Annotated in this window: 15 protein-coding genes; 8 read left to right on the top strand and 7 right to left on the bottom strand. The window is 59.5% G+C overall.

Going from position 1 to position 18,122, the window contains the following annotated elements:
- Positions 1-47 precede the first annotated feature (47 nt).
- The 3 genes from V1261_RS10260 to V1261_RS10270 all read left to right on the top strand — a co-directional run bounded on the left by V1261_RS10260 (position 48) and on the right by V1261_RS10270 (position 3,664).
- A complete protein-coding gene (locus V1261_RS10260) occupies positions 48-845 on the top strand; it encodes an ankyrin repeat domain-containing protein (RefSeq protein ID WP_329771638.1) in 798 nt (265 codons plus the stop codon).
- 267 nt (positions 846-1,112) lie between these two features.
- A complete protein-coding gene (locus V1261_RS10265) occupies positions 1,113-1,724 on the top strand; it encodes a TRAP transporter small permease subunit (RefSeq protein WP_329771639.1) in 612 nt (203 codons plus the stop codon).
- 17 nt (positions 1,725-1,741) lie between these two features.
- Positions 1,742-3,664 carry a TRAP transporter large permease gene (locus V1261_RS10270; protein WP_329771640.1) on the top strand — a complete coding sequence of 641 codons (1,923 nt, stop codon included), beginning with the start codon at positions 1,742-1,744 and terminating at the stop codon, positions 3,662-3,664.
- Positions 3,665-3,804: 140 nt separating this feature from the next.
- Here the strand turns inward: V1261_RS10270 and V1261_RS10275 are convergent, their stop codons facing one another.
- The 3 genes from V1261_RS10275 to V1261_RS10285 are packed head-to-tail and all read right to left on the bottom strand — an operon-like array spanning position 3,805 to position 6,528.
- Positions 3,805-5,094 (bottom strand): ISL3-like element ISPpu12 family transposase, encoded by a 1,290-nt coding sequence (locus V1261_RS10275; protein ID WP_000137810.1) that lies wholly within the window; start codon positions 5,092-5,094, stop codon positions 3,805-3,807.
- Positions 5,095-5,115: 21 nt separating this feature from the next.
- Positions 5,116-5,628 (bottom strand): signal peptidase II, encoded by a 513-nt coding sequence (gene lspA, locus V1261_RS10280; protein ID WP_004726826.1) that lies wholly within the window; start codon positions 5,626-5,628, stop codon positions 5,116-5,118.
- 3 nt (positions 5,629-5,631) lie between these two features.
- Positions 5,632-6,528 (bottom strand): cation efflux transmembrane domain-containing protein, encoded by an 897-nt coding sequence (locus V1261_RS10285; RefSeq protein WP_004781121.1) that lies wholly within the window; start codon positions 6,526-6,528, stop codon positions 5,632-5,634.
- A gap of 95 nt (positions 6,529-6,623) precedes the next feature.
- Between V1261_RS10285 and cadR the strand changes: the two genes are divergently transcribed.
- Positions 6,624-7,031, top strand: a complete 408-nt coding sequence (gene cadR, locus V1261_RS10290) for a Cd(II)/Pb(II)-responsive transcriptional regulator (protein WP_001219642.1) — start codon at positions 6,624-6,626, stop codon at positions 7,029-7,031.
- Positions 7,032-7,168: 137 nt separating this feature from the next.
- Here cadR and V1261_RS10295 read toward each other — a convergent pair whose 3' ends face one another.
- From V1261_RS10295 to xseB, 4 genes are all read right to left on the bottom strand, one after another.
- On the bottom strand, positions 7,169-8,332 hold the full coding sequence (locus V1261_RS10295) for a TRAP transporter substrate-binding protein (protein ID WP_329771648.1): 1,164 nt from the start codon (positions 8,330-8,332) through the stop codon (positions 7,169-7,171).
- Positions 8,333-8,464: 132 nt separating this feature from the next.
- Entirely contained in the window at positions 8,465-10,318 is a 1,854-nt protein-coding gene (gene dxs / locus V1261_RS10300) for a 1-deoxy-D-xylulose-5-phosphate synthase (RefSeq protein ID WP_329771649.1), read from the bottom strand.
- A 127-nt stretch (positions 10,319-10,445) separates the two neighbouring features.
- Positions 10,446-11,342, bottom strand: a complete 897-nt coding sequence (locus V1261_RS10305) for a polyprenyl synthetase family protein (protein WP_436231819.1) — start codon at positions 11,340-11,342, stop codon at positions 10,446-10,448.
- Entirely contained in the window at positions 11,339-11,581 is a 243-nt protein-coding gene (gene xseB, locus V1261_RS10310; RefSeq protein ID WP_329771652.1) for an exodeoxyribonuclease VII small subunit, read from the bottom strand. The genes V1261_RS10305 and xseB overlap by 4 nt, the downstream gene beginning before the upstream one ends.
- A 315-nt stretch (positions 11,582-11,896) precedes the next feature.
- Between xseB and V1261_RS10315 the strand changes: the two genes are divergently transcribed.
- The 4 genes from V1261_RS10315 (at position 11,897) to V1261_RS10330 (ending at position 18,088) form a co-directional block, all read left to right on the top strand.
- Positions 11,897-13,030 carry an aromatic ring-hydroxylating oxygenase subunit alpha gene (locus V1261_RS10315; protein ID WP_329771653.1) on the top strand — a complete coding sequence of 378 codons (1,134 nt, stop codon included), beginning with the start codon at positions 11,897-11,899 and terminating at the stop codon, positions 13,028-13,030.
- Positions 13,031-13,120: 90 nt separating this feature from the next.
- Positions 13,121-14,005 carry a DMT family transporter gene (locus V1261_RS10320; protein ID WP_329771654.1) on the top strand — a complete coding sequence of 295 codons (885 nt, stop codon included), beginning with the start codon at positions 13,121-13,123 and terminating at the stop codon, positions 14,003-14,005.
- Positions 14,006-14,362: 357 nt separating this feature from the next.
- Entirely contained in the window at positions 14,363-15,226 is an 864-nt protein-coding gene (locus V1261_RS10325; protein ID WP_329771655.1) for a sulfurtransferase, read from the top strand.
- A 75-nt stretch (positions 15,227-15,301) separates the two neighbouring features.
- A complete protein-coding gene (locus V1261_RS10330) occupies positions 15,302-18,088 on the top strand; it encodes a class I SAM-dependent DNA methyltransferase (protein ID WP_329771656.1) in 2,787 nt (928 codons plus the stop codon).
- The last annotated feature ends 34 nt before the right edge of the window (positions 18,089-18,122 follow it).

Consider the following 18,122-nt stretch of genomic DNA (forward strand, 5'->3'; position numbering starts at 1 on the left):
TGCAACAGCAGTTCATGCAAAATCTCTCAAGAGGAGTCTCACACAACATGAAGAAAATTCTCCAAGCCATTGCCATTACAGCCATTTCCTTCTCGGGAATCGCCTCTGCAGCCAGCATTGAGGACCTGATGGTCGCGGTCAAGCGCGACAGCGATATACGTGCACGTGAAGTGCTGCAGCAGGGCGTCAATCCCAACCTGCGCGGCGAAAACGGCAAGACACCGCTGATCCACGCCATCCAGGAAAAATCGACCAAGGTGTTGCCGGTGCTGCTGGCTGCGCGCAATATCGACGTCAATGCGACCAACGCCAATAACGAAACGCCGCTGATGATCGCCATCTACACGGAGCAGAACGATCTGGCGCGCCGACTCATCAACCGGGGCGCCGAAACCGATCGTTACGGCTGGACGCCTTTGCATTACGCCGCCACCAAGTCCAATCTGGACATGGTCAAGCTGCTGCTGGGCCGTGGTGCCGACATCAACGCCGATTCGCCCAACAACAGCACGCCGCTGATGATGGCGGCCTGGATGGGCAATACCGACACCATCCGCTACCTGATCCAGCGTGGCGCGCTGGTCTGGGAACGCAATGACCTGAACATGACGGCGCTGGAATTTGCCAAATACGGCGGCATCCAGGCCAATATCGACCTGATCCAACAGGAACAGCGCAAGGTCCGCGATCCGGGCAAGGTGCAGCCGCTCAAGCCGCTGACGCCGGAACAGGCTGCAGCCTTGCGAGGCGATCCGGTCGCGCCAGTGGATGCGGCATCGGGCGCAGCCAGCACCAGCAGCACGTCGGTTGCAGCGCCAGCCTTGTGGCAAAACACGGTGCGCTGATCCAGGGAACTGGCAAACATGCGTCATGGCCGGCCGATGCCGGCCATTTTTCCGTCTGCCCTTGGTCATCGACATGATTAATACAATGTATATTATGTCAAATAATATACGCAGCAAGCCTGAAGACACCCCCTGTCTTACATATCCGTTATGCGAACATCCGTTCGAACACGTAGAATTGCAGCTTCCGTTTTTGTAAGCATCGGGTAACAACGGCAAGGCCACGCATGATCCGGCCTGCCGTCGCCGTTGCAGGGAGCACAACCCATGACCATTCTTCTCAAGCTGTCACAGCTGATCGATGCGCTAAACCGCTTTGTCGGCAAGGCCGTGATCTGGCTGATCCTGGCATCTACCATGATCAGCGCGATCAACGCCGTGGTGCGCAAGATCTTCCACACCAGTTCCAACGCCTACCTCGAAGTCCAGTGGTACCTGTTTGCCTGGGCTTTCCTGCTGGCGGCCGGCTACACCTTGCTGCGCCAGGAGCACGTCAAGATCGACGTGCTCTACGGCACGCTCAAGCGCCGCACCCAGGTCTGGATCGAGATCTTCGGCTTTATCTTTTTCCTCACGCCGTTCTGCCTGATCATCCTGTATTACGCGATTCCCATGGTGGAGTACATGTATGTTTCCGGCGAATCGTCACAGAACACTGGCGGCCTGATCCGCTGGCCGGCCTGGCTGCCGATTCCGATTGGCGTGGCGCTGCTGATGCTGCAAGGCTGGTCCGAGCTGATCAAGCGCTTTGCCTTCCTGCAGGGCCGCATTGCCGATCCGGCTGACAAGCCCGATGAAACCCCGCCCGAGCAGGAGCTGATCAACGCCCTGCGCGCCAACGAGCATGACACGCCGGCTCCCGGCAACCAGAAAGCCTGATTCCGGAGCCTGACACCATGGACTTTATTCTTCACAATTTCGCGCCGATCATGTTCGGCGGCCTGATCGCCTTCCTGCTGATGGGCTTCCCGGTGGCGTTCAGCCTGGGTGCCTGCGGCCTGTTCTTCGGCTTCCTCGGCATCGAGCTCGGTATCCTGCCGCCAGCGCTGATGCAGGCGCTGCCGCTGCGGATTTTCGGCATCATCACCAACGACACCATGCTGGCGATCCCGTTCTTTACCCTGATGGGTCTGGTTCTGGAACGCAGCGGCATGGCCGAGGACCTGCTCGATACCATTGGACAGGTCTTCGGGCCGATGCGTGGCGGCCTGGCGCTGGCCGTGGTGCTGGTAGGCGCCCTGCTCGCCGCCACCACCGGCGTGGTTGCCGCTTCCGTCATCTCCATGGGCCTGATTTCGCTGCCGATCATGCTGCGCTACGGCTATGACCGGCGCGTCGCCTCGGGCGTGATTGCCGCCTCGGGTACGCTGGCACAGATCATCCCTCCCTCGCTGGTGCTGATCATCATGGCCGACCAGCTGGGCCGCAGCGTCGCCGACATGTACAAGGGTGCCTTCATCCCCGGCTTCATGCTGATGGGCTTCTACATCCTGTACGTGCTGATCCTGGCCGTCTTCCGCCCCAAGATGGTCCCTGCCCTGCCCCCTGAGGCGCGTGCCTATCGCCAGCCGAATGGCAGCAGCGGCTACCCGTCACTGATCGTGCTGACCGTCATTTCGGCACTGGTCGCCATCTTCCTGGCCCGCCACATCATTGACGTCTATGCCTGGTTTGGCCATGAGGTCACTGCCGTGGCTACCGACGAAAAAGTCGTGGTGGCCCTGTGCGCCGGCACCTTCCTGGCGTTCGTGATTGCCAGCCTGAACAAGCTGCTCAAGCTCAACCTGCTGTCCAAGCTGGCCGAGCGCGTCACCTTTGTGCTGATCCCGCCGCTGCTGCTGATCTTCCTGGTGCTGGGCACGATCTTCCTGGGCGTGGCCACGCCGACCGAAGGCGGTGCCATGGGTGCCGTCGGTGCCCTGATCATGGGCTGGGTCAAGCGCCGCCTGTCCTTCGTGCAGCTGAAGCAGGCACTGGAATCCACCACCAAGCTGTCCGCCTTCGTGATGTTCATCCTGATCGGTGCCACCATGTTCAGCCTGGTGTTCCAGGGCGTGGACGGCTCGCTGTGGGTGGAAGGCCTGCTGGCCAACCTGCCGGGCGGACCGATCGGCTTCCTGATCTTCGTGAACGTGCTGATCTTCTTCCTGGCGTTCTTCCTGGACTACTTCGAGCTGTCCTTCATCATCGTGCCGCTGCTGGCACCGGTGGCGGAAAAGCTCGGTATCGACCTGATCTGGTTCGGCGTGCTGCTGGCGGTCAACATGCAGACGTCCTTCCTGCACCCGCCGTTCGGTTTCGCGCTGTTCTTCCTGCGCTCGGTGGCACCGGCCAAGGCCTATGTCGATCGCGTCACGAAGAAGACCATCGAGCCGATCACCACCATGCAGATCTACAAGGGCGCGATCCCCTTCCTGATCATCCAGATCACCATGGTCGGTATCCTGATTGCCTTCCCGCAGCTGGTCACTGGCAGCCTGGACAAGCAGGTTGAGGTCGATATGGACAAGGTCACGGAGCAGATGTTCCAGAGCCTGCAGGATGAGAAGCTGGAAAGCGACCTGCAACAGCCGGTCGCCCCGGGCATGCCCTCGGTCGGCTCCACGCTGAACCACGATCTGGGTAATCCCTTCGCTGATGAACAGCCGGCCGCTCCGGCTACCCCTGCCGCTCCTGCAACGGACGCAGCCAAAACGCCTGCTGCTCCGGCTGCAGCCGGCGGCGGTCTGGCACCGGCCCCCATCGGCAGCGATGGTCTGGCTGACGATCCGATGCAGGATCTGCAGCGCATGATGGAGCAGGACAAGAAGGCCCAGTAAGCCCCTGCCCCGCCTGCCACCGTGTGTGGCAGGCAGCCAGCAAAAAACCCGGACGCTTGCGCGATCCGGGTTTTGTTTTTGGGGGTATACGGATTTAATGGTTGATGGGGCACCTTCACCCCATCAATCTGATACCACCCTCAGATGGTTGATAGATCGACTCCGTAGTTGAGTTCCTCTGCGAAGTCCGGCAGTCCGTAACCGATGGTTTTCTTGTAGAAAGGAGAGACCTTCGCAGTCGGTGCCTTCTTCTTGTGCTTCGTGGTGTAGAGCATTCGTGCCCGCATCACCTCGAAGGAGTAACCGCGCCCTTCACGGTTCTTGTCCTTGGCCAGTCGGTTGATGGACTCCGTGTAAGCGTTGGTGACGGGCATGTCCGTCTCGAAGTAGGTCATGGTCTCTTCGCGCCAGTTTCCCACTGCCCTGACCAGATCGCTCCAGACTTCCTTTTGGCCCTTCGGGATGGTGGCTATCCACTCGTCCAGGGCGGCTTCTGCCTGGAGCCGTGTGGTGGCGTCCCAGATGCCGTAGAAGCGCTCCTTGTGCTCGTAGGCGGCCAGCAGTTGCGGGAACGCGCCTGTCCAGGTCTCCATGATGAGGCGCTCCCGGTCTGAGACTTCGTGAGCGCGTTTCAGCAGGATTTTCCGGTCTCCCTTGAGAGTCCGGCTCTGGGACGGTTTCAGCTCCTTTCTGAGGTCCTTGCGCACTCTCTCTAGGGCATCGTTGGCCATGCGCACCACATGGAACTTATCGACCACGATACGGGCCTGGGGCAGCACAGCCTTGACCGCTGCCCGGTAGGGGTTCCACATGTCCATGCTGACGATCTCGACCTTCTGCCGGTCTTTTAGCTTCATCAGGTAGTTGGTCACCACGTCCTGGCGGCGGGTGGCCAGCAGGTCGAGCAGGGTTCGCTCCTCAATGTTGGTCAGAATGCAGCGGTAGCGCTTGTTCAGGTATAGCTCGTCAATGCCCAGGATGCGGGGCGTCTCGAAGCGGTGCCAGCGCCCCAGCAACTCGGCGCGGGCGTTGAAGATGTCGCGCACCGTCTTCTCGTCCAGGCCGGTCTGTGCCGCCACAAAGGTGTAGGGGTGGTTGAAGGATTCCTTCTCCACGTACTCATGCAGCCGCAGTGTCATACGGAATCCGTCCACCATCTCCGGTAGCTGGGGCCTGAATGTTGTCTTGCAGGCCCGGCAGGTGTATCGGCGGCGGACCACCCAGAGAGTGACCCGCTTGCCGTGGATGGGCAGATCACGATAGGGAACGTCACGCTTGCCGAACCGTACGAACTCACCCTGCACGCCGCATTCCTCGCAGGCGATGGGATCGGGCACGTCCACCTGGAAGTGCATTTCGTCGTCGGTTGATTTGCAGCCCAGTACTTGGTATTGCGGCAGGTGAAGGATGTTGTCGGGAAGTTCGGTCATGGTGTTGTATAGGCGTAGGTGTCAGTCAGATCCATCCGACTCGGCATTGGTGTTTGCTTTTTTACCCAACAAGCTGCTGGAAACTAAAAGTAAGGCACCGAGGACAATTGCAATATCAGCCAGGTTGAAGGCCGGCCAATGCCAGTCTCGCCAATAGAAATCAAAGGAATCCACAACATAGCCGCGAAAGACCCGGTCAATCAGGTTGCCCATGGCGCCACCGAGGATAAGACTGTAAGCGATGGCTTCTCCTTTATGACGATTTTCAAGGATCAGCTTGATCAGAAAAATCGAGACCACTACCGCGATTCCGATAAAAAAGTAGCGCTGCCAGCCTCCACCATTCGCAAAAAGACTGAATGCGGCACCGGTATTCCATACGTGTACCCAGTTAAAGAATGAGGTCACTGAAATAGACTCGCCATATGCCATTGATTGTTGCACCAGCCATTTTATGGCCTGATCAGACGCTGCCAGCAGGCCCGATATGGACAACAGAGCGTACGGTGACAGATGTTTGCCAAAAATGGACATTGCTTAATCCTTGAGCGCCAGAATGCGTCTAGCACCGTTAAGTACAATTACCCCCGCGATGGTGCCGATAATCAGATCCGGATAATTGGACCCGGTCCACGCGACCAGAGCGCCGGCGGTGATGACCCCCAGGTTGATCACCACGTCGTTGGCCGAGAATATCCAGCTTGCCTTCATGTGCGCCCCGCCCTCCCGATGTTTGGATATGAGCAGCAGACAACTGGTATTGGCAATCAATGCGACGAATGCGATAGCCATCATCACCAGCGATTCAGGCTCACTACCGAATACAAAGCGTCTCACCACCTCTATGAGTACGCCCACAGCCAAGATCAGTTGCAGTACACCAGCAAGATGCGCGGCACGTACCTGCATTTTCACGCTATGTCCAACCGCATAAAGGGCAAGCCCGTACACCGCCGCATCGGCAAAATTGTCCAGGGATTCTCCAATCAGGCCGGTGGACCGGGCGATCAGACCGGCAGTCATTTCCACCACGAACAGAAGTGCATTGATGCCGAGCAACCAGCGCAGGGTCCCGGATTCTTGCTTAGCAGAAGCTGCCGAAAACTCGGCGGCCTTGATGGTCTCCGGATTTGCAGCGACGGTTTCCTGAAGCGAGGCGCCTAGCCCCAAGGTCTTCAGTTTCGAGGTGACGGGCTCGACCTCACCGTCATGCACGACCTTCAACCGGCGGTTCGACAAGTCGAAGGACAGTGCCCGAATCCCCTCAACGCCGTTCAGGGCCAGGCGAATCATGCGCTCTTCTGATGGACAGTCCATCTTCGGCACGGCATAAACACTGACCCATTCCCCCGACGCATCGGAGGAGGCCTGCATATCGGTATCCGCCGCAGGCCTTGCATGGTCGCCACAGGGGCCTCCGCAGTTTTTACTCATGATATGACTCCACTTGAATGTGATCGGGTTTTCATTTAAAACTATATAGTAGCTATAATGTCAATAGCGTAGAGAATCCGTTGCGGAGGAACCCGATGCGTATTGGTCAGTTGGCACAGTCAGTAGGGGTAGATACACAGACGATCCGCTTCTACGAACGGCAGGGCTTGTTGCCGCCGCCTGGTCGGCAGGAGAACGGTTACCGTGTCTATACCGAGAAACACGTTGAGCGGCTGGCCTTTATTCGTCGCTGCCGCATCCTGGATCTGTCACTGGCAGAAATTCACGAACTAAAGCGCTATCAGGACGACCCTCATCAGTCCTGTACCGCTGTCAATGCCTTGCTCGATGATCACATCTCTCATGTGCGCTCGCAGATAACCGCTCTACAGGCGCTTGAGAAACAACTCGTTTCACTAAGAGCGCGTTGCAACGATGACCGGGAAGTTAAGGCGTGTGGGGTTCTTGCTGGAATTAGCGAGGGAAGCATGCATCAGCAGTAGGTTGGAGTGCCAACCAGATAATCCGATGAGATGCCGGTTTGCCTCACTCTCATGCAAAGGTAAGATCAACCATTTAATCCGCTTACCCGTTTTTGGCAGCGTACCGGCCAGTATGAACTGGCCGGATCCTGTGGCAATTACAGGTTGGTCACGGTAGCCATGTAGCTGTCGTAGCGGAACTGCGAGAAGCGGCTCCACAGCAGCTGGTCGCGCTGGAATGCGCGCATGTCCTGGTGGATCTTCTTGAATTCCGGCGAGCGCGCTTCGTGCTCGGCAAACACTTCCATGGAAGCCTTGAAACCGGCGTCCAGGATCTCCTTGGAGAACGGCTTCAGCTGCGTACCGGCAGCCACCAGCTTTTTCAGCGCGATCGGGTTGAAGGCATCGTACTTGTTGGTCATTTCGCGGGCTGCCACGCGGGTAGCAGCGTCCACGATCGCCTTGTTGGTGGCGGACAGGGCTTCGTAGGCCTTCTTGTTGATGAAGAACTCCAGTTCTGCACCACCTTCCCACCAGCCCGGGTAGTAGTAGTACGGAGCCACCTTGTTGAAGCCCAGCTTTTCATCGTCGTGGGGACCGACGAATTCGGTTGCGTCCAGCGTGCCCTTTTCCAGCGACTGGTAGACGTCACCGGCCGGCATGTTCTGCGGCACCACGCCCAGCTTCTGCATGGCTTCGCCGAACAGGCCGCCACCCATGCGCATCTTCAGACCGTTCAGGTCGGCTGCGGTGTTGATTTCGCGGCGATACCAGCCACCCATCTGCGTACCAGTGTTGCCGGCGCTGGCGCTCTTGATGTTGTAGTTGGCGTAGAACTCGTCCAGCAGCTTGCGACCGTTGCCGACTTCCATCCAGGCGTCCATCTGGCGTGCGGTCAGGCCGAACGGTACGGCGCAGCCGAAGGCGAAGATCGGGTCCTTGCCGGTGAAGTAGTAGGAAGCAGACTGGGCCATTTCCACGGTGTCGTTCTGGATCGCATCCACCACGCCAAAAGCGGGCATCAGCTCGCCAGCCGCGTGCACGGTGACTTCAAACTTGCCGCCAGACAGCTCTTTCACGGTCTGGGCAAAGCGCTCGCCGCTACCGAAGATGGTGTCCAGCGACTTGGGGAAGCTGGAAGCCAGGCGCCAGCGCACGGAATCGGACGTATGAACCGCCGGAGCACCGCCAGGAGCCGGTGCCGCGCCAGATGCAGCCGGTGCTGCAGCGGCGTCTTCTTTCTTGCCGCACGCAGCCAGTGCGCCTGCGGCAACGGTTGCACCGGCAATACCGATGCTCTTGACGATGGAACGACGATCCATGTATTTCTCCAGATAGTAGTTTGAAAAGGATTGAGCCTAACCGGAAAATTATAGGATCCCGGTGGCTGCCTGACAGACCGGTTTTACCCGGCATTCAGGAATTTGTAAATATGTTTTCGGGGCTGACGGGCTTCAGGACGCAAAACGCTTGCGTACGGAAGCGGCAATGCCATCGGCATCCAGGCCCTGCATCTGGTACAGCTTGACCGGATCGCCATGCTCGATAAAGCTGTCCGGCAGGCCAAGCTGCAGCACCGGACGCTCGATCTGGTGCGCTTCCAGCGCTTCCAGCACGGCGCTGCCGGCGCCACCCATGATGCAGCCATCCTCGATGGTCACCAGGTGCGCATGTGTGCCGGCCACTTGGAGTAGCAGTTCCTCGTCGAGCGGCTTGGCCCAGCGCATGTTGACCACCGTGGCGTCCAGCTGTTCAGCCGCCTCGAGTGCCGGGTACAGCAGCGAGCCAAACACCAGCATGGCCACCCCGCCCTGCCCCTGGCGGCGGATTTCGCCCTTGCCAAATGGCAGGCCTTCCAGCGAAGCAGGCGGCGTCACGCCAGCGCCGGCACCACGCGGGTAGCGCACCGTGACGGGGTGATCCTGCTCGTAGGCGGTGGTCAGCAGCTGGCGGCACTCGGCCTCGTCTGCCGGGCAGGCTACGCTCATGTTGGGAATGCAGCGCGTAAAGGCGATGTCGTAGTTGCCGGCATGGGTGGCGCCGTCGGCGCCGACCAGGCCGGCACGGTCCAGCGCAAACACCACCGGCAGGTTTTGCAGTGCCACGTCGTGGATCAACTGGTCATAGGCACGCTGCAGGAAGGTGGAATAAATCGCCACCACCGGCTTCAGGCCCTCGCAGGCCATGCCGGCAGCAAAGGTCACGGCGTGCTGTTCGGCAATGCCGACATCGTAGTAGCGGTCCGGGAAGCGCTTGTGGAATTCGACCATGCCGGAGCCTTCGCGCATCGCCGGCGTGATGCCGACCAGGCGCTTGTCCTGTTCCGCCATGTCGCACAGCCAGCTGCCGAAAATCTGAGTAAAGGTGGTCTTGGGCGGGGTGGCCGGCTTCTGCAGGCCAACGGCGGGATCGAACTTGCCGGGGCCATGGTAGGCGATCGGGTCCGCCTCGGCCAGGCCATAGCCCTGCCCCTTGCGCGTGACCACGTGCAGGAACTGCGGGCCCTCCAGGTGACGCAGGTTTTCCAGCGTCGGGATCAGCGACTCCAGGTCGTGGCCGTCAATCGGGCCGACGTAGTTGAAACCGAATTTCTCGAACAGTGTGCCCGGCACCACCATGCCCTTGGCGCCCTGCTCGATGCGGCGCGCCAGGTTCAGCAGCGGCGGCGCATTCTTGAGCACGTTGCGGCCGACGTTCTTGGCCGCGGCATAGAACTGGCCGCTCATCAGCTGCGCCAGGTAGCGGTTCAGCGCGCCCACCGGCGGGCTGATGCTCATGTCGTTGTCGTTCAGGATCACCAGCAGACGGATGTTCTCTTCCACGCCGGCGTTGTTCAGGGCCTCGAAGGCCATGCCGGCCGTCATGGCGCCATCACCGATCACGGCAATGCTGTGGCGCTGCTCGCCCTTCTGGCGCGCGGCCGTGGCCATGCCGAGTGCAGCGGAAATGCTGGTGGAGGAATGGGCGGTGCCGAAAGTGTCGTAATCGCTTTCGTCGCGGCGCGGGAAACCGCTCAGGCCGTCCAGCTGGCGCAGAGTCGGCATGCGGTCGCGGCGACCCGTCAGGATCTTGTGCGGATAGGTCTGATGGCCCACATCCCAGACGATGCGGTCTTCGGGCGTGTTGAACACGTAATGCAGGGCCACCGTCAGCTCGACCGTGCCCAGGTTGGAACTCAGGTGGCCACCGGTACGGGAAACGCTGTCCAGCAGAAACTCCCGCAACTCTTTGGCCAGGGGCTTGAGCTGCTCACGCGGCAGCTTGCGCAGGTCATGGGGGGATTGGATGCTGGCTAGCAAATCGGACATCGCAAGAGGATCCTGAAGGAATGGAAGGCAGGCAACAGGCCGCTGGGCCTGTCAGGCAGCAACAGGGCAGGCTGACGCCGGCCCCGGTGGCGGCCAAAAGTTCATTGTAGCTTCTGAGGGCTGTGCATCAGTAGGCGCGATTGATCACCCAATCGGCAATCGCGTGCAATTTGTCCGTTTCGGCCAGGCCACTGGCTGCCAGCGCGGCCTGTGCCTGCTGGTGCAGTTGCTGTGCATACTGGCGCGATGCGTCCAGGCCCATCAGCGAGACATAGGTGGGCTTGTCGTTGGCGGCATCCTTGCCGGCGGTCTTGCCCAGGGTCTGCGAGTCGGCCGTGACGTCGAGGATGTCATCCACCACCTGGAACGCCAGCCCGATGGCGGAAGCGTACTGCTGCAGCTGTTGTGCGGCTTCGGCACTGCACTGGCCAGTGGCCACGCCCAGCATCACGCTGGCCTGCAGCAATGCGCCGGTCTTGAGCGCGTGCATGTGCTGCAGCTCGTCCTGCGTCAGCTGCAGCCCGACGCTGGCGAGATCGATCGCCTGGCCGCCAGCCATGCCCTGCCCGCCCGAGGCGCGCGCCAGGATGCGGCACTGATCTGCCTGCATGGCTGCCGGTACCAGATCGGCAGCCGGCGTCAGCAGCTCGAAAGCCTGGGTCTGCAGCGAATCACCGGCCAGCAACGCTGCCGATTCGCCAAACTGCACGTGCACGGTTGGCTTGCCACGGCGCAGCACATCGTTGTCCATGCAGGGCATGTCGTCATGCACCAGCGAATAGGCATGGATCAACTCGATAGCGCAGGCGCCGCGCAGGGCTCCTTCGGCCAGGCCCTGTACCGCTTCGCTGGCAGCCAGCACCAGCAGCGGGCGCAGGCGCTTGCCGCCGTCCAGTACCGCATAGCGCATGGCCTCGCGCAGGCCATCCGGTGCGCCTTCGCCGACCCAGCCCTGCAGCGCCTGTTCAACGCGCTGCAGCTGGTCTGTAGTCCAGGCATCAAATGCGGAGTTATTAGCCATCATGCCTCCTCCCAGGGACGCAGCTGGCCATTGCCGGCATCGAGGACACGGATCTGGTCTTCTACCGCCTGCAGCTTGCTGCGGCAAAAAGCCAGCAAGGTGGCACCGCGCTGGTAGCCGGCCAGCAGCTGGTCCAGTGGTGTCTGGCCGGTTTCCAGGGCTTGCACCAGGGCTTCCAGTTCGGCCAGGGCGGCCTCGTAAGTCTCGGGGAGTTGGTCAGGGGAATCGGTTGGCGTGCTCATGCGTTATCTGGCAAAGGGGGAATGCGGGCATTGTACCGGTGCCCCCGGAGCCGCGACGTTGCCGGATGAAACTGACAGAAATATGCAAGTTGTATGAAAATAGCCGGCTTTTTCTGCAATAAACAGATGATTACCGTCGAAATCAGGCATAAAAACGACAGATTCCCCCACAAGACAGCCCGAGCGGGTAAAATCCCTGTTCGCCGGTGGAGGCATGGTGGCATGTGCTTCCTTCGCATGTATCTCTCATGCTTCACCTTTTCGCGCTACGCGCACCCTGCCCCTTCATAGGGGGAGTCTTTAGGTCAGGACACAATGTCTGATTTGAGTCTTCAATTACAGCAGGCCACAAGCCAATTCCCCGTCAGCAGCTATTTCAGCGAGGCCCTGTTCCAGCGTGAACTGGACACCATCTTTGCCCATGGTCCGCGTTATGTCGGCCATGCTGCTGCCGTGCCCAACGTGGGCGACTACTACGCCCTGCCCCAGGAAAACGAAGGCCGTGCGCTGGTACACACGCCCAACGGCATCCAGCTGATTTCCAACGTCTGCCGCCATCGCCAGGCCGTGATGCTGAAAGGTCGCGGCACGCTGCCGCAGGGCAACAACATCGTCTGCCCGCTGCACCGCTGGACCTACAGCAGCGAAGGCACGCTGCTGGGCGCCCCGCATTTCCCCGAGGATCCCTGCCTCAACCTGAACAAGTACAAGCTGCACAACTGGAACGGCCTGCTGTTCGAGGATAACGGCCGCGACATCCACGCTGACCTGGCCGACATGGGCCCGGCCTCTGCGCTCAACTTTGACGGTTTTGTGCTCGACCATGTCGAAGCGCATATCTGCAACTACAACTGGAAGACCTTTATCGAGGTCTATCTGGAAGACTACCACGTAGGTCCGTTCCACCCGGGCCTGGGCAACTTCGTCACCTGTGACGATCTGGCCTGGGAGTTCAAGCCCGAGTACTCGGTGCAGACGGTTGGCATCGCCAACCAGCTGCAGAAGCCCGGCAGCCCGATCTACCAGAAGTGGCACGAGGTGCTGATGCAGTACCGCAACGGCGAGCTGCCCGAACAGGGCGCGATCTGGCTGACCTACTACCCGCACATCATGGTCGAGTGGTACCCGAACGTGCTGACAGTGTCCACGCTGCACCCGCTGGCAGTGGACAAGACGCTCAACCTGGTCGAGTTCTTCTACCCCGAGGAGATCGCCGCTTTCGAGCCGGAATTCATCGAGGCGCAAAAGGCCGCCTACATGGAAACCTGCATTGAGGACGACGAGATCGCCGAGCGCATGGACGCCGGCCGCAAGGCGCTGCTGGAGCGTGGCGACAACGAGGTTGGCCCCTACCAGAGCCCGATGGAAGACGGCATGCAGCACTTCCACGAGTGGTATCGCCGCAAGGTCGGCAATCCCGAGGAACTGGCGGTGGATGCCCTGCGTTAAGCACGATCCGGCCTGATTTCCTACAATATGAGATGGCGTTTCCCATGACGCCATCTCTTTTTTTGTCTTTACACCTCCCCCTGACGATTTATGCAAGCCCTCTGGATGGCCCTGGGTGCCCTGTTCTTCACCCTGATGGCCTTGTGCATCCGACTGGCCTCCGAGGCGCACGGCATCATGGAAATCCTGGTCTACCGGGGTCTGGTCGGCATCGTGCTGTTTGCACTGCTGATGCGCCTGCAGAACGTCCCGATTGCCACGCCGGTACCGGTGCTGCACGTGCGCCGCAGCATTGTCGGCGTACTGTCGATGTCGATGTGGTTCTACACGATTGCGCACCTGCCGATGTCCACCGCCATGTCGCTCAACAGCATGAGCAGCGTCTGGGTCGGCACCATCGTGCTGGCTGGCAACTGGTGGCGACTGCGCCGCATCAGCCATCCCTGGCTGTTCGTGATCGTGCTGGTCGGTTTTGCCGGCGTGCTGATGCTGCTGAATCCGCGCTTTGACCGGCTGCCGCCAGTGGCCGGCATGATTGGCCTGGGTGCCGGCATGATGGCGGCGCTGGCCTATATGCAGGTCGGCGCGCTGGGCAAGGCGGGCGAACCGGAATCGCGCGTGGTGTTCTATTTCTCTGTCGGCACCCTGCTGCTGGGCTTTCTGGGCGTGCTGGCATTTGGCGAATTCCATCGAATCGAAGGCATGAACGCGCTCTGGCTGCTGGGCAGCGGCGTGTTTGCCTCCATGGGCCAGTGGTGCCTGACGCGCGCCTACTCGCGCGGCGCCACCATGCTGGCGGCCACGCTGCAGTACCTGAATATCGTCTACGGCACGCTGTTCGGCTTGTGGCTGTTCCATGAAATGCCACAACCGCTGGCCTGGCTCGGCATGGCGATCATCATCCTGAGCGGCGTGGCGGCGACAGCCGTGCGTGGTCATCAGGTGCGCAAGGCGGCGCTGGCTGCGGCAGAATAAGTAGTGCTCCGGCGTAGAGAGCGCCTAGAATGAGCATGCAGGTGTGACACGGCAATACACTCCCGGCCGTAGCACGCAGTCAGCAATGACGTCAGTCGGAGCGTCATATGGGGTTGCTACCATTCGATGGTAGATGGGGGGCCCCACCACCTGCACCCATTCCGGCCAACGCAGCCTGATACCTCATTGCAGTACAAGGCGCAGCCTCCTAAAATGAGTACGCAGGTGTGACACGGTAATATTCTCCCGGCCGTAGCACGCAGTCAGCAATGACGTCAGTCGGAGCGCCATGTGGGGTTGCCTCATTGAGTTGAGGGCTGGGGGGCCCCACCACCTGCACCCTTTACCGAGTCAGTTATGTTTACCCACTTGATCAGCGCTGAACAACTCCAGGCCCTGCAGGCATCGGGCCAGCCCCTGATGGTGTTCGATTGCACATTTGACCTGTCCAATCCGGCACTGGGTGCCGAGTTGTTTGCCCAGGCACATGTACCGGGTGCCGTGCATGCCGATCTCGATCACTTCCTGAGCAGCCAGCAAACTGATCGCCGCGCGAGCGGTGGTCGGCATCCGTTGCCGTTGCGCGAGGATTTTGCCGCTGCACTGCAGACGATCGGTTTCCGCAACGACATGCAAGCGGTGGTCTACGACCGCAATGGCAATAACTACTGCGGCCGCCTGTGGTGGATGCTGAAGTGGCTCGGCCATGAGGCTGTGGCGATTCTGGATGGCGGTTTGGAAGCCTGGCAAGTTGCTGGCCTCCCGGTAGAAAGCGGTACGGTAGCAACGGCGTCCGCCAGTGCGCCGTTTGCCATCAGTGAATCGTGTGTTCGTCTGGTTGATACTGCCAGTGTGGCGGCAGGACTTAAGCAGCCACACCAGACCCTGATCGATTCCCGTGGTCCGGCCCGTTACAGCGGCGCCGAAGAGCCGATGGATCCAGTCGCTGGTCATATTCCTGGCGCGCTGAACCGCCCGTTCACCCTGAACATGGAGGCTGATGGCCGTTTCAAGCCGGCTGCGCAACTACGCCAGGAGTTTGGGCAGCTGCTGCAAGGGCGCGATGCTGCCAGCGTGACGATTCACTGCGGCAGTGGCGTCAGCGCGGTGCCGAATATCGTGGCGATGGAACTGGCCGGCCTGCCGCGCCCTGCCCTTTATGCGGGTAGCTGGAGCGAATGGTGCACCACCGAGCCGGCGCTGCCGGTGGAGCGTGGCTGAGTACTCTGCTCTTGGGAGCATGAACCCAGCAGATCACTAGCTATTTTTGCCTGTCAACTCGGGCAAAATGGCCGCATGAAACTGACCACCAACGCCATTCGTAGCCGCCTGAGTGCTTTTATCCAACCCTGGCGGGAGGCCTTTCGCGAAGAAGCAGATGCGCAGATTTTTACGCTGCGTTTCCTGGAGTGCTACGGACTTTCTGAGCACCATTACGTGCGTGAAGGCAAGGTTCCAAAGGCCAATGGCTCGACGGGTTACATGGATGGTTTCATTCCGGGCAAATTCATCATTGAATTCAAGAGTCTGGGCAAGAACCTGAAAAATGCGCGCCAGCAGGCTGAAGCTTACCGCTGGTCGTGTCCGGTACATGAGCAGCCACGCTATATCCTGCTGTGCGACTTTCAGAACTTTGTGCTGTGTGATCTGAAGCAGGACACGGAACATTTCTGCACCTTGGCCGACTTGCCCAAGCACGCTGACTGGTTCCGATTCCTGATTGAAGACGAGCGTCCGGTCATCAAGGAGGAAACAGAAGCAGATCGCAAGGCCACGGAACTGATGGCCCGACTGCACGAAGCCCTGCTGCGCAGCAATTTCAAGGGCCGTGATCTGGAAGTTTTCCTGACGCGCCTGTTGTTCTGCCTGTTTGCCGATGACACCGAAATCTTTGGTGATAACAGCATGTTTTTGCGCCTGCTGGAAGACACCAGAGCCGATGGCAAGGATACTGGTGCCCAATTGACGGAGTTGTTCGAGGTTCTCAATACCCCGGTTGAGGAGCGCAGCCACCATCTGGACGATGCCTTGCAGGCCTTCTGCTATGTCAACGGCAAGCTGTTTGCCGAGCGGACACGTATTCCGTCTTTTGATGCAGACCTCCGCAACTTGTTGCTGGATTGCGCCCGTTATGACTGGAAGACCATCTCACCTGCAATCTTTGGCTCCATGTTCCAAGGGGTGCTAGACCAGCATCAACCTGATCTGAGTCGCCAGGCTAGTCGGCGAGAGCTGGGCGCGCATTACACCAGTGAACGGAATATCCTGCGCGCCATTAATCCCCTGTTCATGGATGATTTGCGCAAGGAGCTGCAGCAGGCGGCGACCAATCGCGCCAAACTGACCGCGCTGTATGACCGCCTACCAACTATTCGCGTGCTCGACCCTGCCTGCGGTTGCGGCAACTTCCTGGTCGTGGCCTACCGCGAACTCCGTCTGCTGGAAATGGATGTGATTGAGCGCCTGTTCAGCAAGGGCGGGCAAAGCAAGGGGCTGTTTGATATCAGCACCCTGGCGCGTGTCAGTGTGCAGCAGTTCCATGGCATAGAGATTGATGCGAGTGCCGCACATATTGCCCAGGTGGCCATGTGGATTACCGACCACCAGATGAACCAGCTGGCAGCACTACGCTTTGGCACGACACGACCGAGTGTGCCGTTGGTAGACAGCCCGCAAATCCTGCACGCCAATGCCTTGCATGCGGACTGGAGCGAGTTGCTGGCACCTGAAAATTGCAGCTATATCGTGGGCAACCCACCGTTTGTGGGAGCCAAGTTCCAGAATGAAGAACAGCGTGCCGATACAAAAGCCGTAATGGGGCACATTCCCAACTATGGCTTGCTGGATTATGTGGCGTGCTGGCATGTCAAGGCTGCTGCTTATATGCAGGGCAACCCGCGCCTGTGTACTGCACTGGTATCTACCAACAGCATTTGTCAGGGTGAACAGGTTGGTGTGCTCTGGCCGTATATGCTGGCTCAAGGATTGCATTTGCGCTTTGCCCACCGCACGTTCCAGTGGAGCAATGAGGGCAAGGGGGTGGCAGCGGTACACTGCATTATTGTGGGATATGGTGGTGAAAAAGCAGCACAACCCGTGTTGTTCGATTACAGCGAAGACATCAAGGCTGCCGAAGGTAGTCGCCAGCTGGTCAGCCACATCAACCCTTACCTGGTGAATGGGCCGGATGTCGTCTTGAGCCGCCGGAATACACCGCTGTGCGAAGTGCCTGAAATGGGCATTGGCAACAAGCCGATTGATGACGGCAACTACCTGTTCACCCCCGCTGAAAAAGCAGAGTTCATTCAGAATGAGCCAGCCAGCACGTCCTACTTCCGCAGATGGCTGGGAGCCAATGAATTCCTGAATGGGATTGAACGTTGGTGCTTGTGGTTGGGCGATGCCAGTCCCGCTGAACTTGCCAAACTGCCTGAATGCATGAAACGTGTGGATGCTGTCCGCCGATTTCGGGAAAAGAGCAAGAGTGCGCCAACCAGAGCTATTGCTACCATTCCCAGACGCTTCCATGTGGAGTTCATGCCTAAAAATAGCTATTTAGTCATACCGAAAGTATCTTCAGAAAAAAGACAATTTATTCCCATTGGATTTGTTGAGCCAGATACTTTGACAGGCGATGCAGCCTTGATCCTTCCAAACGCAACACTGTACCATTTCGGCATCTTGAGCAGCAGTCTGCACAATGCCTGGATGCGCACCGTTGCGGGACGCTTGAAAAGCGACTATCGATACTCCGTCAGCATCGTCTACAACAACTATCCGTGGCCGCCAGTGCTCAGTGACAAGCAGCAAGCAGCCATCGAATCCGCAGCGCAATCTGTGCTGGATGCACGTAGCCTGTTTTCGGATAGCACGCTAGCCCAGCTCTATAACCAGAGCACCATGCCCGTAGATCTGGTCAAGGCACACGCAGCGCTCGACAAGGCTGTTGACAATGCTTACGGCTACAAGGGAGGCAAGGATGATGCCAGCCGGGTCGCCTTCCTGTTTGCGCTGTATCAGCAACTGGCCTCCCCTTTGGCAACGCAGCCTGCTGCACGAAAACGTCGCCAAACCACGCATTAGTGCAGCAAACCGAATTTTGTCGCACACTCGGGAC

The organism is Brachymonas sp. J145, from assembly GCF_036312245.1.
Taxonomy (GTDB): domain Bacteria; phylum Pseudomonadota; class Gammaproteobacteria; order Burkholderiales; family Burkholderiaceae_C; genus Brachymonas; species Brachymonas wangyanguii.

What these genes read in the sequence shown, in the direction of transcription:
- V1261_RS10260 (WP_329771638.1), top strand. Translation starts at nt 48, where the DNA reads ATGAAGAAAATTCTCCAAGCCATTGCCATTACAGCCATTTCCTTCTCG.
- V1261_RS10265 (WP_329771639.1), top strand. Translation starts at nt 1,113, where the DNA reads ATGACCATTCTTCTCAAGCTGTCACAGCTGATCGATGCGCTAAACCGC.
- V1261_RS10330 (WP_329771656.1), top strand. Translation starts at nt 15,302, where the DNA reads ATGAAACTGACCACCAACGCCATTCGTAGCCGCCTGAGTGCTTTTATC.
- V1261_RS10305 (WP_436231819.1), bottom strand. Translation starts at nt 11,342, where the DNA reads ATGATGGCTAATAACTCCGCATTTGATGCCTGGACTACAGACCAGCTG.
- V1261_RS10295 (WP_329771648.1), bottom strand. Translation starts at nt 8,332, where the DNA reads ATGGATCGTCGTTCCATCGTCAAGAGCATCGGTATTGCCGGTGCAACC.
- V1261_RS10325 (WP_329771655.1), top strand. Translation starts at nt 14,363, where the DNA reads ATGTTTACCCACTTGATCAGCGCTGAACAACTCCAGGCCCTGCAGGCA.
- lspA (WP_004726826.1), bottom strand. Translation starts at nt 5,628, where the DNA reads ATGTCCATTTTTGGCAAACATCTGTCACCGTACGCTCTGTTGTCCATA.
- V1261_RS10270 (WP_329771640.1), top strand. Translation starts at nt 1,742, where the DNA reads ATGGACTTTATTCTTCACAATTTCGCGCCGATCATGTTCGGCGGCCTG.
- xseB (WP_329771652.1), bottom strand. Translation starts at nt 11,581, where the DNA reads ATGAGCACGCCAACCGATTCCCCTGACCAACTCCCCGAGACTTACGAG.
- V1261_RS10315 (WP_329771653.1), top strand. Translation starts at nt 11,897, where the DNA reads ATGTCTGATTTGAGTCTTCAATTACAGCAGGCCACAAGCCAATTCCCC.
- V1261_RS10285 (WP_004781121.1), bottom strand. Translation starts at nt 6,528, where the DNA reads ATGAGTAAAAACTGCGGAGGCCCCTGTGGCGACCATGCAAGGCCTGCG.
- V1261_RS10275 (WP_000137810.1), bottom strand. Translation starts at nt 5,094, where the DNA reads ATGACCGAACTTCCCGACAACATCCTTCACCTGCCGCAATACCAAGTA.
- dxs (WP_329771649.1), bottom strand. Translation starts at nt 10,318, where the DNA reads ATGTCCGATTTGCTAGCCAGCATCCAATCCCCCCATGACCTGCGCAAG.
- cadR (WP_001219642.1), top strand. Translation starts at nt 6,624, where the DNA reads ATGCGTATTGGTCAGTTGGCACAGTCAGTAGGGGTAGATACACAGACG.
- V1261_RS10320 (WP_329771654.1), top strand. Translation starts at nt 13,121, where the DNA reads ATGCAAGCCCTCTGGATGGCCCTGGGTGCCCTGTTCTTCACCCTGATG.